The organism is Leptolyngbya sp. CALU 1928 (genome assembly GCF_056784215.1).
In genome coordinates this window covers 1,224,565-1,240,219 of the sequence record NZ_JBXBCE010000001.1, presented here as the reverse complement: position 1 = coordinate 1,240,219, position 15,655 = coordinate 1,224,565, and the positions used below count along the sequence as shown (strand labels likewise).

Sequence of the window (15,655 nt, the reverse complement as noted above, 5' to 3'; positions counted from 1 at the left end):
ATCTCACTCATGCAACTTTATGGCGATCGCGCCTTTTCGTCTCCCGGCTTACCATCTGCCTGGTGAAGGTTTATTTTCCCTGAATCCCCTTGCGGAACTCTCGCATTGCCTTCAACCGGGAAGTCTCGCCCATCAATACACACCGAGTCAGCAACTCAATATCGAGCTTCGCCAGTTCAGGAATCTCACTCTGGTCACGCCGCTCATACCCATTCCCACGCAAGCGATACAGCGTAAATACTCCATCCTGCCAGAACCATACTTCTGGTACTCCTAATGCTTGATAGCGCTGCAATTTGCTCGGTCCACCACTGGTGAAAATGACTTCAATTGCCAAGTCTGGAACTGGCTTAGATATACCAATACAGTAGGATTCATCTGCTTCAGCCGATGCTACCCCTTCATGCTCTTGGGTCATTGATCCGGTTGGCTCAAACTCAATGCCATTCTCCTCAAAGTAGATGATCAGCAGTATGGCAATGATGGCTTTGAACACTTCATGTTCACGTCCCGACATGAGAATCTCAATGGTTCCATCAAAATAAAACAGGCGAATACCAGGGGAGTCCTCAAACCCTTGCTGAATCAGCTTGAACTGCTCCCAGGAACGTCCCGACAGCACAACACGCTGATCCGTCGTTAATTGGGGTTCTGTTGCAGTGGTCATCACACGCCTCATTTGCCGCGTTTGCACAGCGTCTTTAACGGAGAATTGCCAATGTCTTGAAGAGCATCGCCGCTCGTTACTGCTGATATGTTTAAGATAAACATCGTTCAATGCCTGACCACTACTTTACAACAACGATCGCAGCGATCACTTTGACTGCTGCGATCGTTGTTGGGGTGATGTAAAAGTGGAGCGATCGCCAAGCCCTTAAGCATCAGCGATCGCTCTACTGCCAAACTTAATAGTGATTGCCCACTTTGCGATGATGAACAGCAGTTAGCCCATCAGCTTTAGAAACTCGCCCCATCTCTACGCTGCTGTAAACAATCCAATGATCGCTGCCTTCCATCCGGCTAATCACCTCACATTCCAGGTATGCCAAGGAATCTGCCAGGATTGGGCAACCATTGGAGGCGGAGTAGATTTTGATGCCAGCAAAGCGATCGCCACCAGGCGGAAAGCGCTTCAAAAAATGCTTCATCAAGGGCTGATAGTTGCCTTCTTCGAGAATGTTGAGGACAAAGCGATCGCCCACATGCATAAAAGATTCGATCGCCCGATCTTTGGCGACGGCAATGGTGATGCCAATCGGTTCCAAACTGGCTTGAGCAACCCAGGAGGCTAGCATGGCGCTAGAGGCTTCACCCTTTTTGGCGGTGATGATATACAGTCCGCCGCTGAGCCTTCCTAGAGCCTTATCCAGATCATTATCTAGAGATTTCATTTGCTTAATGCTGCGATCGCGCGTCAACCATTGCCCCAAGTCCGTTCCGGCTTCCTCACACAGTTGATAGGTGGCTTCCGTCGGCGTTTCCTTGATTAAAATAGGCGGAAATGCTTCAACCACGCCAATTTCTTGCAGCTTGTTTCGCAATGGATACACCGATTCATCATCACCACCACCCGATTCAAATAAACCAAAGGCTTGTTTGGCATGGGTCGCCGCTAAAATTGTGCTAAGCAACGCCTGAGTTTGAGGGGCGTAAGTTCCCGTTTGCGGCGGCATGCCAATCACAATTCCGGCGGCAATCCCCACCAATTCCCGCACTTCCTGAGGATCGGTTTCTAACAAATCGATCAGTTCAACCACCACACCGGTTTTGGCAACCCCTTGGGCAATGGCATGAACCAGGCGATCGCTACAGCCATATTCAGACACATAGAAAAATGCGACAGTAGTAGCAGCCTTTGCCTGTTCTTGGCTCCAAGTGCGATAGCGCCCGACCAACTCTTCAACGTGATATTGCAACAACGGACCATGCCCAGTCGCAATTTGGGCAATGGGTGGCAGATCTCCCATCCGCTTCAGCGCCGCTAAAACTGAACGGGCATTGGGACCCATGAGGCAGTCGTAATAGGTTTTGTAGTCGGCGTTGAGTAGCTCCAACTCTTCATCGTAGGTTTGGTCATCGCAGTAATGCATTCCAAACACGTCACAGGTAAAGAGAGTTTGGGTTTTGTGGTCATAGGTCAGGATAGTATCCGGCCAATGCAGATTGGGTGCAGCCACAAATTCCAGTTCGTGCCCATTGCCCAAATCAAGCCGTTCGCCACTCTTAACCAATTTTCGCTGGAAAGGAAAATGCACCAGATTATCCAAAAACTGCATGGCAACCTTTGCACCCACCACGATAATGTTGGGGTTAAGCTGCAAGATATCTTTGACCAAGCCGCTGTGGTCAGGTTCGGTGTGGCTAATCACGAGATAGTCGATCTCAGCCGGATCAATCAATCCCGTTAAAGTATCTAAATAAATTTCGCGGAATTTTGCGTGGGAGGTGTCTACCAGCGCCACCTTTTCGCCACGAATCAGAAAAGAGTTATAAGTCGTGCCGTTTTCTAGGGCAAATTCAATATCAAACCGATCGCGATCCCAATCGAGCGATCGCAGTGCCGTCGTATCAGCCGCAATCTCAACGGTTTGCATGGTCAGCCGGGTGGCTGCTTTTTCTCGAAGTGCTACCATGATCAACCTCTCTTAGTAAGTACTTAAAATAAAAAGTTGTCTGTTTCTTATCTTGAACGGGGATCTGAGTTTTGTAAAGTTTTGTTAGATAAAGCGATTGATTAGTCTAGCTTATCGTTTTTAAGGCTGCTTTAGCATGGCTGATTCTTGGACAGCGCTAGTGATTGGCAATTCTCGGCTGCACTGGGCAGAGTTTAGCGGCGATCGCCTGCAAAAAACCTGGGACACTCCCCATGTCAATCAGGATCAAACTCAGTTGCAACAGGAACTTTGGATCGCCTCCGTTGTGCCCTCTCAAAATCAATTTTGGCAAGCTCATCCTCACGCTCACTGGCTCAGTCTAGAACAGGTGCCACTTCAAGAGATGTACTCGACCTTTGGCATCGATCGCGCCTTGGCTTTGTGGGGTGCCATCCAAACTATAGGTAGTCCGGTTCTCGTGATTGATGCCGGAACCGCCCTCACCTTCACCGGAGCCGATCGCAATCGCCTAATGGGCGGAGCCATCCTCTCCGGCTTAACGCTACAGTTCCAATCCCTTGCCCAAGGCACTGCCGCCCTTCCCTCTCCCCTTTTCCCTTTTCCCTCTTCCCTTCCCCCCCGTTGGGCATTGACCACTGAAACCGCGATCTCCAGCGGCATCTTGCATACGGTGATTGCCGGACTGCACTCCTTCATTCACGATTGGCGACAGATCTATCCCACTAGCGCGGTTGTGTTGACGGGAGGGGATGGCGATCGCCTCTATGCCTATTTACGAGTTCTCCATCCAGATTTAGCCAGTTCAGTTGAGGTAGATCATCAGCTTGCTTTTAGGGGTATTCAATCTATTCGGCAAACTGCTTGAGATTTCTACCGCCACTTAACTAGATTGGCTTAAATATATGAGAACAGTTTGCAATAAAATTTTAGAGAATGGTATAACTCTAAATGCAAGGATGACGGTTAATATCTACCATGCCTGCATTCAAAGATTTTGGCGGGAGTAAGCTTTGGGGGCGACGGCGGCTCTTACAGGCGGGATTAGGCGGTGTGGCTGTAGCGGGAGTCGCTGGCAGCTATCACTGGCTTAATCAGCGATCGCGCAACCAGGTTCGAGTGCCCCCATTACCGACTGACACGCCCACCTATGGCAATGGCGTGAACCCAATGCAGGCGCTACGGGACTTTGACTATGGCACCGTTAAGCAAGAAAATGGGCGCACGATTCGCGAGTTTCGGATTGTTGCGGGTACTACTCCGTTACAGCTAAATAGCGCGGTTTCCTACATCACTTGGAACTATAACGGACGGGTGCCCGGTCCAACATTAAGGGCGACGGAAGGCGATCGCATTCGTGTCTTGTTTCTCAACCAGGGTGGTCATGCCCATACCATGCACTTCCACGGCATCCATCCCAGCAATATGGATGGGGTGCGCCCCGTCAGCAACGGCAAAGCTTTTATCTACGAATTTGATGCAGTGCCTTACGGTGTGCATCTTTATCACTGTCATATTGCGCCCGTGACCCGCCACATCGGCAAAGGGCTGCATGGCATGTTGATCATTGACCCAAAGGAAGGTCGCCCACCCGCCGACGAGATTGTGTTGGTGATGAATGCTTACGATATCAACGACAAGCAGCGCAATGACTTGTATGCCTTTAATGGCTTACCTCATTACTACATGCATCACCCTATCCCCATCTATCAAAATCAACTGGTGCGCCTGTATTTGCTGAATATGGTTGAATTCGATCCGGCGCTGACTTTTCATATTCATGCCAACTTCTTTCGGGTTTATCCAACCGGGATGGTGCTGAAACCGACTCACGAAGCCGATGTGATTACCATGGGCACGGCGGAGCGTCATATTTTAGAGTTTGCCTATCCGTACCCTGGCAAATATATGTTTCACCCCCACCAAGACGCGATCGCCGAAGCAGGCTGCATGGGAATGTTTGAGGTGATTCCCCAAAATAGTTGAAAATTACTTGCAAATTTATTGACATAAGTAGTCAAAAGTATGACGATTGAATTTACTTACTTTGACAAGTTGTCTTAGAGCGTCGCCTGCTGTGTGACTTTACCAAGCTAGCTTGATCGAGAGCATCCATGAATTTATCAGGAGCCGTGGCAATGGGAATTTTTCATCGCTTGATTCGATATGCTTTTTTAGCGCTATCAATTGGCGCACTCGTGATTGGAATTAAAGCGTGCAGTCCCCCAGCCGCCAATCAACCAACGGCTCCCTCTTCCCCCGTTGCCATGTCGCCGAGTGATTCAATGGCGATGGGAAAACCAAAAATCAACATCAATACTGCCATTTTGTCAGAACTCGACAAGTTAGAAGCAGCGTTGGGCGTGCCTGCCCTCTCCAACAAAATTCAAGCAAGTCGCCCCTATGGCAGCGTCGAAGATTTGGTTAGCAAGAAAGTGATTAGTCAAGCGCAGTTTGACCAGATCAAAAACCAAGTCACCATTGAAGAAGTGGTGTTGACGGGTGAAGCAAAAGACGTGGACTATATGACGAAGCTAGCCTTGATGAAGGGACACATGATCGTGGCGGGTGAGTTGCTGGCGTTGAAAAAACCCGATCAGGCAGAACCCCACATTGGGCATCCGGTTGAAGAGATTTATGTGGATTTAGAGGAACAGTTTCAAGAGCGAAAGGTTGAAGACTTTAAAGGGGTGCTAACTCAACTACAAGATCTGGTCAAGTCAAAGCCCAACGATCCTCAACTCAAACCTCAGTATGACCAGGCAATGAAGGCGATCGATCAGGCGATCGCGGCTTTGCCCGAAACTCAACGTCAATCTGCTAACTTCTCGCTGCAAGTGGTGAATGGGCTGTTAGAAACGGCAACGGCTGAATATACAGCGGCGATCTCCAACGGTAAAATTAGCGCCCCGATTGAATATCAAGACTCCCGTGGCTTTGTTGCCTACGCTCAAGATACGGTCTATGAAAGCATTGCCGATCAAGTTGAAAAAGCCGACTCAAAAGCAAACGATCAAATCGTCACGTCCTTCACGGGCTTACGGAAAGCGTGGCCCTCTGCGATTCCCCCTGCAACTCCAGTGTTAACGGCGGATCAGGTTGCTGCCAAAGTAAAGCAAATTGAACTGACCAGCGCCCCTGTGATGCAAGCTTCGATCGCCAAATGATGCTGTAAGCATCTATCGCCAAAAAAGGATGCCATGGATTTTAGTTCTGTTTTACCCACCTTTGTGATTACCTTACGGGAAGGCGTTGAAGCGGCACTGGTGGTTGGGATTGTGCTTGCCTGTCTGAAAAAAGCCAAGCAAACTCGGCTCAACCGCTGGGTTTATCTGGGCGTAATTGCTGGGATCGCAGTGAGTGCCCTGATTGGGTTCCTGTTTGGCTGGATGATTAAAGTGCTTGGAGCCGCTAGCCCGATCGCAGAACCTTTTCTAGAAGGCATATTCAGCCTGATCGCAGTCGTTTTCTTAAGTTGGATGCTGGTGTGGATGACGCAGCAAGCGCGATCGATGAAAAGCCAAGTTGAAGGCTCGGTTTCCAGTGCCTTGAAGCGGGGGGGGGCTTTAGGAGTCTTCTGGTTGATCTTCATTGCAGTTTTGCGGGAAGGCTTTGAGACCGTGGTTTTTGTCCTGGCAAAGTTTGAACAAGGATTTTTGCCAGCACTGGGAGCATTAGCTGGCTTGGGGACTGCCGCTGCAATTGGAGTGTTGCTGTTCAAATGGGGCATTAAGCTGAACTTGCGATTGTTCTTTAAAGCAATGGGCATTTTGCTGTTGCTGGTGGTGGCGGGTCTGGTGGTGACAGCGCTGGGTCACTTTGATACGGTGATCAATACCCTTGCCAGCCAAAGTCGATCTTCAGAATCGATGTGTTTTTACTATGAGCGTTTTACCAAGGTGCATTCTTGCATTTTGGGTGCCAAAGTGTGGGATTTGGGACTGGTGTTGCCAGACGATCGCTTCCCTGGGGCAATTCTCAGCGCGTTGTTTGGCTATACTCAGCGTCTCTATTTGGTGCAGGCGAGCGCCTATGTCCTGTTCCTGTTTGCGGTGGGCGGATTCTACTTTCAAAGCTTATCCGGGCGCAGTCCATTCGCTAAAAAGCAGTTGCCATCTTCAGCCCCATCATCTGCCGGATCAGTTGAGCAGCGCTAGCAGATCTGCTTCTGAGAGTACTGTAATGCCGAGGGTTTGTGCTTTCTTCAGCTTCGAGCCTGCCTCTTCACCTACCACAACATAACTCGTTTTTTTGCTGACCGATTCCGTGACTTTCCCGCCTGCGCTTTGAATCAAGGCTTTTGCTTCATCCCGTTTGAGAGTGGGTAGGGTGCCGGTGATTACGAAGGTTTTGCCAGAGAAGGGAGTTGGGAGTGAGGAGTTGGGAGTGAAGAGTTGGGAGTGAAATTCTAAGCCAGCGGTTTGCAGGCGTTGAATCTGTTCTTGGTTGGCGGGGTTTTGAAACCATTGATGAACGGATTGGGCGATTTCGGTGCCAATGCCATAGACGGAGGCGATCGCGTCTGTGGTGGCTTGAGACAAAGTTTCTACGCTAGTGAACTGCAGCGTTAGCACTTGGGCGTTAACGCTGCCCACATGGCGAATGCCTAAGCCATAAAGCACTCGCGACCAGGGCTGCTGTTTGGAAGCGGCGATCGCGCTGACCAATTTTTCAGCGGACTTTTGCCCCATGCGCTCCAACGTCATCAGTTGTTCAACGGTGATGTCATATAAGTCTGCGACGGAGTGTACCAACCCTGTCTCCACAAATTGCAGCACCCACTTTTCACCAAGTCCATTAATATCCATGGCATCGCGGCTTGCCCAATGCTCCACGGCTCCCCGGACGATCGCTGGACAGGAAGCATTGATGCAGCGGGTCACGGCTTCGGTTTCTGGCTTAACCAGAGATTGGCTGCATTCCGGGCAGTGAGTCGGCATTTGAAACGGTTCGGTGCCAGCAGGGCGCAGTTCATATAGCACCCGCACCACTTCCGGGATAATTTCCCCGGCTTTGCGAATGATCACCGTATCCCCCACGCGAATATCCAGTTCGGCAACGCGATCGCGATTGTGCAACGTTGCCCGTGCCACGGTGGTTCCCGCCAATAGAACCGGGCGCATTTCTGCCAGGGGCGTGACGGCTCCAGTCCGCCCCACATTCACACTAATGGCTTCCACCACCGTCGGCGCTTCCTCTGCTGGATACTTGAGCGCGATCGCCCAGCGGGGAAACTTTTGAGTAAACCCCAACTGAGCTTGCAGCGCCAGAGAGTTCAGCTTCACCACCACGCCATCGGTCATATAGGGCAGGTTGCGCCGCTCAATTGACCAGCGATCGCAAAACGCAATTACCTCCGATAGACTGGAGCAAAGCGCCCCCTCCGGATTCACCCTGAAACCTAATTGCTTCAACGTTTGCAGAACATCCCATTGACTGGAGGGAGTTGGGATGTTCCCCTTTTCTAAGTGCAACGTATAGGCAAAAAAGTCTAGCTTCCGCTTTGCCACAATCTTAGAATCTAATTGGCGTAACGTGCCAGCGGCGGCATTTCGAGGATTGGCAAACAAGGCTTCTCCTGCCTGCGATCGCTCTTGATTGATTTGGGCAAAGGATTCCAGGGGCAAAAAGGCTTCACCGCGCACTTCCACGATAGGCAGCGGATTTTCCATGTTGAGCCTCAGCGGAATCGAGCGAATCGCCTTCACATTTTGAGTAATCTCTTCCCCTGCGATGCCATCGCCGCGAGTGGCTCCTCGTACTAACACACCATTTTCATAGGTGAGAGCCAGGGAAGAGCCGTCAATTTTAAGTTCGCAGACATACTCAAAATCTGGGATATCGGGTGCAACTCGTCGCCAGCGATCTTGCCACTTTGCCAGATCCTCGTTACCAAAAGCATTTTCCAGGCTGTAGAGGGGAATGTTGTGGCGAACAGAGGTAAACTGGCTGGCTGGGCGCTCTCCAACGCGCTGAGTCGGGCTGTCGGATGTGATCAAAGCGGGATACTGAGTTTCTAGGGCGATCAGTTCGTGATACAGCGTGTCGTAAACCGCATCTTCAAGCACAGGAGCATCCAGCACGTAGTAAGCATAGCTGGCATTTTGCAGCAGTTGCCGCAGTTCTTGAAGGCGCTGCTCAATTGCCGGAGCGGGTTCAAGTAAGGTTGGTTGCTCTATGGAATCCATCTATCGCTAAAGTCCTATCCACAAAAAATCAAATCTGCTCCCACTTAGTTTAGCGAGGCGCAAGCAAGCGGCAATCAAATTGTTCCGAGCGATCGCCCCAAATCATCCAAGATCCGCTATCCTGCTGGGTAGTTAATATGTACAACTTAGACTGGATTAATCGATGCAGCTTTGGCTAACCAGTTTTATCTTGCTGTTTGGGGCAGTGGAGTTTTGGCAGTGGGTGCAGCAGGCATCCTTGCCAATGCCGATTTTCGTGCTGGGCGGGGCACTGTTGGCGATCGCCTCCAACTACGACAAGCTCTCAAAGCTGCCACTTCATTTAAACTATCAAGCACTCGATTCTCAAGCTAAACCAGTCACTGCGGCTCAAACCAATCAAGCAGTTTCGCCTGCGAATCCTCAAAAGCCCTCAGTGCGACCCAGCCCCATTTCTTTTGAAATCCAAAAGCCGTTCCAACCCAGAGATTAAAATTGACGGGCTACGGGTCTCAATTGATTAGAGAATGAATGCAGCCTGTCACTTGGGACAAATTTCGTTATGGCTACCTTACCTGCCAACGCAAAAGATTTATTAGCTGATTTGATTGCTCGGTATCGTTCCCATGTGGATTATTTGGCGATTCGCCTGGAAGCCGCTGAAGGAACCGATATTTTGCTGCGGGGCAATAAGATTGAAACCTTGAGTGAAGGGATTTCGATTGGGGGACATGTAAGAGCGTGCCACAAGGGAGGCTGGGGTTTTGCCAGTTTCAATCGGCTGGCGACCCTTGAAGAACAAGTGGAAACCGCGATCGCTGCCGCTCGATTAGTGGGCGATGAAGAAACTCTGCTAGCATCGGTCAATCCCATTCAAGATATTTGCCTCTTTCCGTTAACGGGCAGCGATCCCCGGCACGTTCCCCTGGCAGAAAAAAAAGTTTTGTGTCAACACTATGGCGAAATCTTGCGGAGCGTTAGCCCTCAAATTGCTACTATTTCAGTGCGCTACGGTGACAGCGCTCAACGCACTATTTTGGCAACGTCCGACGGCACCATGCTGGAACAATCATGGGTGGATATGGAAATGCGCTATGCGGCAACGGCTCGGAAGGGCGATCGCGTGCAAACTGGGCGCGAAACCACCGGATCTCGAAAAGCCTATGAAGATCTCAGCGGCTTGGATGTCCAAGTCCGCAGCGCCGCTCAACGAGCAGTCGATTCTCTGGCATTACCCGCCGTCAAGGGCAATACCTATACGGTGGTCATCGACCCAATTTTGACAGGGTTGTTTGTCCATGAAGCCTTTGGTCACCTCTCCGAAGCAGACATGGCATACGAAAATCCCGATCTGCTGGAAACCATGAGCTTGGGTCGGCAGTTTGGACCAAAAGAGTTGCAAATTTTTGATGGAGCCGCTCCAGAAGGGCATCGTGGCAGCTATGCCTACGATGACGAAGGGACTCCCGCCACCACCACGCAGTTAATCGAAAACGGCGTTCTCGTCGGACGGCTACATTCCCGCGAAACCGCAGGCAAGCTAGGGGAAGCCCCCACCGGAAATGCCCGCTGCTTAAACTATCACTATCCGCCGATTGTTCGCATGACCAATACCTGGATTGAACCGGGCAAAACTCCCGTAGCAGAATTGTTTGACGGCATCCAAGAGGGCGTATATGCCTGCAACTGGTTGGGCGGCATGACGAACGGCGAAATGTTTACGTTTGCGGCTGGCGAAGCGTGGATGATTCGGGATGGCAAAATTGCTGAGCCAGTACGCGATGTCACTCTTTCGGGAAATGCTTTCAAAACCCTGGCAAATATTGAAGCGATCGGCAATGACTTTTTTTGGGATGAGTCGGGTGGCTGCGGCAAAGGCGGACAAAGCGGATTGCCTGTGGGCTGCGGAGGTCCTAGCTTGCGCATTCGGAATGTGGTTGTGGGCGGTGAGGCGATGGAATAACAGGGGTAAGTATTAGGTGTCAGGTGTCGGGTGTCAGGTTCGGGGGGAATCGCGATTAGGTTAAAGGTAGAAGATCCAGGAAATCTTTTGCGGCTCTGCCCTTAGCTTTGTGGAAAACTCCTCTGTGAGGGACGGTAAACTCTCTCCACATTATTGGCGGCTGCTTGTTACAATGCGTTACATGCGGGTTGGTGTTCTGACTCTAAGGTTGACGAACTTCTACTCTGCGATACTGCCTGCCCCTTCACCATGAGCCATAACGACCCGTGACTTATTCTCCTCCGCTGCAAATATCTGAAAATTTGACCGAGCCGTCGTTTTTCACTGGGGAGCCATTGCCAGAGGGGATGCTGCTTAAACCGGCTGAGCCGCCCTTGCCGGATGCTAAAGCGCTTCGGTATGATGCAGACGCGATCGCGGCAGTCTACTCTCAGCGTCCATTTCAGGTTTTCAACCGAATCATTCAGATTTTTCTACCATTCCTGACCTACGGGGTTGCCTGGTGGTGGAACCGTAAAGCACCATCCGAAGCTCAGCAGCGCAAACAGGCAATTCGGCTAAGGGAAATTTTGACCAAGCTCGGACCCGCCTTTATTAAAGTGGGGCAGGCGCTTTCGACCCGTCCTGATTTGGTGCCGCCCATTTATTTAGATGAGTTAACCCAACTGCAAGACCAACTCCCACCGTTTGATAATGCTCTTGCTTACCAATTCATCCAAGAAGAGCTTGGCTTTCAACCCCATGAAATTTATGCCGAACTGACCGAAAGCCCGATCGCAGCAGCTTCTTTGGGTCAAGTGTATAAAGGCAAGTTAAAAACAGGTGAAGAGGTTGCCGTTAAAGTGCAGCGTCCTGGCTTGTCTGAAAGCATCGCGCTAGATATGTATATTCTGCGTCGGATTGCTGCCTTTCTAATGAAAAACGTCAAGCAAATCCGCAGCGATCTGGTTGCCATTATTGATGAATTTGCCGCCCGTATTTTTGAAGAATTGGACTATAGCCAAGAAGGACGCAACGCCGAGCGGTTTGCCGACCTGTATGGCAAAATTCCTGAAATCTACGTCCCTCGAATTTACTGGCAATACACCGGACGGCGGGTCTTGACGATGGAATGGATCACGGGCACCAAACTAACCCAGCTAGATGCCATTCGTGAACAGGGAATTGATGCCAGCTACCTGATTTCTGTGGGGGTTCAGTGTTCTCTGCGGCAGCTTTTGGAAAATGGCTTTTTCCATGCCGATCCTCACCCTGGAAACCTGCTGGCGACCCCCGATGGCAAGTTGGCTTACCTTGACTTTGGCATGATGAGCGAAGTTACGCCAACTCAACGGTATGGGTTGATTGAGGCGGTCGTTCACTTAGTCAATCGCGACTTTGAAGGGTTGGCAAATGACTATGTCAATCTCGGATTTTTAGATGCTGACACTGATCTCACGCCGATTATTCCAGCCTTGGCGTTTGTGTTTAATGATGCGTTGGGTGCCACGGTCGCGGAAATCAACATCAAGACCATTACGGATAAATTATCGGGTTTGATGTATGACTATCCGTTTCAGGTGCCTGCGTTTTTTGCGTTGATCATTCGATCGCTCGTGACGCTTGAAGGGATTGCCATTAACGTCGATCCAGAGTTCAAGGTGTTGAGCAAAGCTTATCCTTATGTCGCTAAGCGACTGCTGACTGACCCTGCCCCGGAACTAAGGGCTTCCCTGCGGGATTTACTATTCAAAGATGAGAGCTTCCGCTGGAATCGCCTAGAAAATCTGCTGAGAAACGCCCGTGACAGCAGTGATTATGATTTGGGCAAGGTGCTGGATCAAAGCATTGAATACCTCTTTTCTCCACGGGGCGAGTTAATTCGATCGCAGTTAGTAGATGTGATTGTCCGGGGATTAGATACTCTAGGCAACAACGCTTTTCGCAACTTCACTTATACGGTCAGTGAACGCTTAGGGTTTGCGGTTACGCCGCCCCCCGTTTCCGCCACGGATCAGAAAACCTTTGAACACATCCAGCGGATTTGGGGCATTTTGCAAGAAACATCTGGATTTGATCCACTGATGCTACTGCCAGTGATTCCTCGGCTTTTGGTGAAGCCGGAGACTCGCCAAATGGGGCAGAAGATTGCTGAAGGATTGACCCAACGGACGCTAACTCGTTTGATTCGAGAATTTTTACTGCCCAATGAGCCGGAGCAAAGAGTTGGAACACAATCGCCCCAACAGCCTCAGCTAGCTCCCGCGACTCGATAGAAGCCGCCGCCCGAACCTAGTCCTGAAACTGTTGGGCGTAGAACCGGGCATAGCGTCCTTCTTGGCTGAGCAACTCCGCGTGGGTGCCGGATTCCATAACACATCCCTGTTCCAATACCAAAATGCGATCGGCACGGCGGACGGTTGCTAAACGATGGGCAATAATAAACACGGTGCGATTATCCATTAACCGTTCCAAAGCCTGTTGTACTAGCGCCTCAGATTCTGAGTCGAGGGAAGACGTAGCTTCATCCAGAATCAAAATGCGGGGATTAAGCAACACAGCACGGGCGATCGCCAATCGTTGGCGTTGACCACCCGACAAATTCACCCCTCGTTCCCCCACCCAGGTTTGGTAGCCTTCTGGAAATTCCACAATAAATTGATCGGCATTGGCAATTTTAGCCGCCGTTTTAATCGCATCCAGATCTAAGTCATTTTGACCAAACGCAATGTTTTGGGCGATTGTGCCAGAGAACAGAATGGTTTCCTGCGGGACGATACCAATCTGGCGGCGCAGACTCCGTAAGGTAACATCGCAAATATCGATCCCATCCACTAAAATTTGCCCATCCTGCGGATCATAGAAGCGCATTAGCAGGTTTGCCAAAGTGGTTTTACCCGCACCGGAATGACCGACTAATGCGATCGCTTCTCCCGGCAGAGCTAACAAGTTAAGCTGTTTCAGAACAGGCTGCTCAGTCTGATAGGCAAACCTGACATTGCGATATTCCACTTTGCCTGTCACGGGCGGCAACAGGACGGCACCAGGCTTTTCGATTACCGTGGGCTGCATGGAGAGCAGTTCAAACACGCGATCTATGGAAGCTTCGCCTTGTTTAAACTCGTTGTAGTTGCCCGTGACTAGCGCGATCGGATCGATCAGCATAATCACGGCTGCCAGATAGCTGACAAAATTGCTGCCAGTAATGTTTTGAGTCGAAACTTGCCAGCCGCCAAACAGGAGCAAAAACAGCAGGGCAAAGGCTTCTAAAGAACCCACGATAGGCGCTTGAATTGCTTTTAGTTTTTCGGTTTTGTAGCGGGCAGTGCGATTCTGCTCCGCCTCCCGACTAAAACGCCCCAACATATAATCTTCGGCGGCAAAGGCTTGCACTAAGCGCATTCCGCTAAACACCTCCACCAATAGCGCCGAAAGATTGGAAACGTTCCCTTGACTCCGGTAAGACAGCTTGCGGATGCGCTCCCCAAACCAGGTAATCAAAATTGCCATAACTGGCGCAATGATTAGGATTGTGATGGTCAGTTGCCAGTTGAGATAAATCATGTATCCCAACACCACAATGAACTGTAAGACGCTCGGCAGAAATTGATGAAAAGCTTTGTTCACTACTTCGCCGATGCGATCGATATCTTCAGTCATCCGGTAGGCAAGATCGCCACTTTGAGTCGCTTCAAAGTAGCTCAGGCTGAGCCGCTGAAGATGGGAATAAACTTGAGTGCGAAGTTGAAAGACAATTGCCAGAGCAGCTTTCGCCATGAGGGTATCTTGCCCATACTGGGCAATTTTTTGTACCACAAATGCCAGAGCCGCAATTCCAGCAAGTTTTGCAATTGCTGACACTTGCCCCAGCGCGATCGGTTTTGCCATCTCACCCGCTAGCCACGCTAGAACGGGCCACATTGCCGTGAACATTATCGTGCAAAGCAAAGCTTGGAGGATGAGTGTTTTCTGGGGGCGAATGTAAGTAAGAAGTTGCCAGTAGCGATCGCGAGCGTTCAACGTTTGCTAGATTTACTTTCTTGATAAGAATGGAAAATGGAGGGAGCGATCGAGATGATCGCCAGAACAATCGGCAATAACCACTTGTCTACATCGGGAAAATCAGTTGTTCCACAAAAATATCCCAGTAGTATAACGACAAACGACGACCAAACTTGTTCCCAGTCGCTAGCCAACATTATCTCTTAGAACGGCACAGATAACCGTGTTTGCAATTAGGAGAATAGTCAGGATGGGCATTTGACCTGTGCGGCTTATGGCTCTCTCCACCAGATTAATGGTTACGAGAGGACTGAGATTTTTTTCGTTTCCAAATCCAAAATGCGAATAGACCCAATAAGCCAAACAGCACAAGCTTTGATACAGGTGCCAGCCATTGATCAACATTTTCGTAGTTTTTGCCTAGATAAAAACCTAAAAAGGTCAGCAGCGTTACCCACAGAGTCGTGCCAATTGTGGAGTAGATTGTGAAGGGAATCAACGGCATCGCATTCAAACCAGCCGGGATGGAAATTAGCGTTCGCACTCCGGGCACTAATCGGCATAGAAAGACTGCCATGTTGCCATGTCGATTGAACCACTCATTGGCTTTATCAATATCTTTTCCTGAAAGCGTCAGCCATTTGCCATGCCGATCAGCCAGTACTTTAAGCCGTGCCTCACTAATCGATCGCCCAGCGTAATACCAGGGATAAGCACCTAAAACAGTCCCAATCACTCCAGCAGCAACGGCTGGAATAAATTCCATTTTGCCTTGAGAGACTGTAAACCCTGCGAGGGGCATAATCAGTTCAGATGGAATGGGCGGAAACAGATTTTCTAGAAACATCAGTAGCCCAATACCCAAATAGCCCATTGAACTCATTGTCTCAGTTACCCACTGTGCGATCGCGTCAGACATTAGCTCAGTTTCC

Annotated in this window: 12 protein-coding genes; 7 read left to right on the top strand and 5 right to left on the bottom strand. The window is 50.2% G+C overall.

The features are described from left to right. Positions 1-70: 70 nt before the first annotated feature. A complete protein-coding gene (locus tag AC1S5B_RS05790) occupies positions 71-667 on the bottom strand; it encodes a Uma2 family endonuclease (protein WP_482034736.1) in 597 nt (198 codons plus the stop codon). 238 nt (positions 668-905) lie between these two features. Continuing rightward, entirely contained in the window at positions 906-2,633 is a 1,728-nt protein-coding gene (locus tag AC1S5B_RS05785; RefSeq protein ID WP_482034735.1) for a diflavin flavoprotein, read from the bottom strand. Positions 2,634-2,769: 136 nt separating this feature from the next. Between AC1S5B_RS05785 and AC1S5B_RS05780 the strand changes: the two genes are divergently transcribed. The 4 genes from AC1S5B_RS05780 to AC1S5B_RS05765 all read left to right on the top strand — a co-directional run bounded on the left by AC1S5B_RS05780 (position 2,770) and on the right by AC1S5B_RS05765 (position 6,769). After that, entirely contained in the window at positions 2,770-3,480 is a 711-nt protein-coding gene (locus tag AC1S5B_RS05780) for a pantothenate kinase (RefSeq protein ID WP_482034734.1), read from the top strand. 110 nt (positions 3,481-3,590) lie between these two features. Continuing rightward, a complete protein-coding gene (locus AC1S5B_RS05775) occupies positions 3,591-4,598 on the top strand; it encodes a multicopper oxidase domain-containing protein (RefSeq protein ID WP_482034733.1) in 1,008 nt (335 codons plus the stop codon). A 128-nt stretch (positions 4,599-4,726) separates the two neighbouring features. Then, positions 4,727-5,779, top strand: a complete 1,053-nt coding sequence (locus tag AC1S5B_RS05770; RefSeq protein WP_482034732.1) for a ComEA family DNA-binding protein — start codon at positions 4,727-4,729, stop codon at positions 5,777-5,779. 33 nt (positions 5,780-5,812) lie between these two features. Further along, on the top strand, positions 5,813-6,769 hold the full coding sequence (locus tag AC1S5B_RS05765) for an FTR1 family iron permease (protein WP_482034731.1): 957 nt from the start codon (positions 5,813-5,815) through the stop codon (positions 6,767-6,769). On the opposite strand, the gene ligA is transcribed toward AC1S5B_RS05765, so the two are convergent. After that, a complete protein-coding gene (ligA, locus tag AC1S5B_RS05760) occupies positions 6,752-8,800 on the bottom strand; it encodes an NAD-dependent DNA ligase LigA (RefSeq protein ID WP_482034730.1) in 2,049 nt (682 codons plus the stop codon). The two genes, AC1S5B_RS05765 and ligA, sit on opposite strands and share 18 nt — an antisense overlap. Positions 8,801-8,963: 163 nt before the next feature. Here ligA and AC1S5B_RS05755 point away from each other — a divergent pair, with 163 nt between their 5' ends. From AC1S5B_RS05755 to AC1S5B_RS05745, 3 genes are all read left to right on the top strand, one after another. Next, positions 8,964-9,272: a hypothetical protein gene (locus AC1S5B_RS05755; protein WP_482034729.1), complete on the top strand. Its 309-nt coding sequence runs from the start codon at positions 8,964-8,966 to the stop codon at positions 9,270-9,272. A gap of 69 nt (positions 9,273-9,341) precedes the next feature. Then, complete coding sequence (locus tag AC1S5B_RS05750) at positions 9,342-10,742, top strand: TldD/PmbA family protein (protein WP_482034728.1); 1,401 nt, start codon at positions 9,342-9,344, stop codon at positions 10,740-10,742. 266 nt (positions 10,743-11,008) lie between these two features. Next, on the top strand, positions 11,009-12,997 hold the full coding sequence (locus AC1S5B_RS05745) for an ABC1 kinase family protein (protein ID WP_482034727.1): 1,989 nt from the start codon (positions 11,009-11,011) through the stop codon (positions 12,995-12,997). 16 nt (positions 12,998-13,013) lie between these two features. Here the strand turns inward: AC1S5B_RS05745 and AC1S5B_RS05740 are convergent, their stop codons facing one another. Then, positions 13,014-14,642 carry an ABC transporter ATP-binding protein gene (locus AC1S5B_RS05740; RefSeq protein WP_482034726.1) on the bottom strand — a complete coding sequence of 543 codons (1,629 nt, stop codon included), beginning with the start codon at positions 14,640-14,642 and terminating at the stop codon, positions 13,014-13,016. A 373-nt stretch (positions 14,643-15,015) separates the two neighbouring features. Then, entirely contained in the window at positions 15,016-15,642 is a 627-nt protein-coding gene (locus tag AC1S5B_RS05735; protein WP_482034725.1) for a DedA family protein, read from the bottom strand. Positions 15,643-15,655 lie beyond the last annotated feature (13 nt).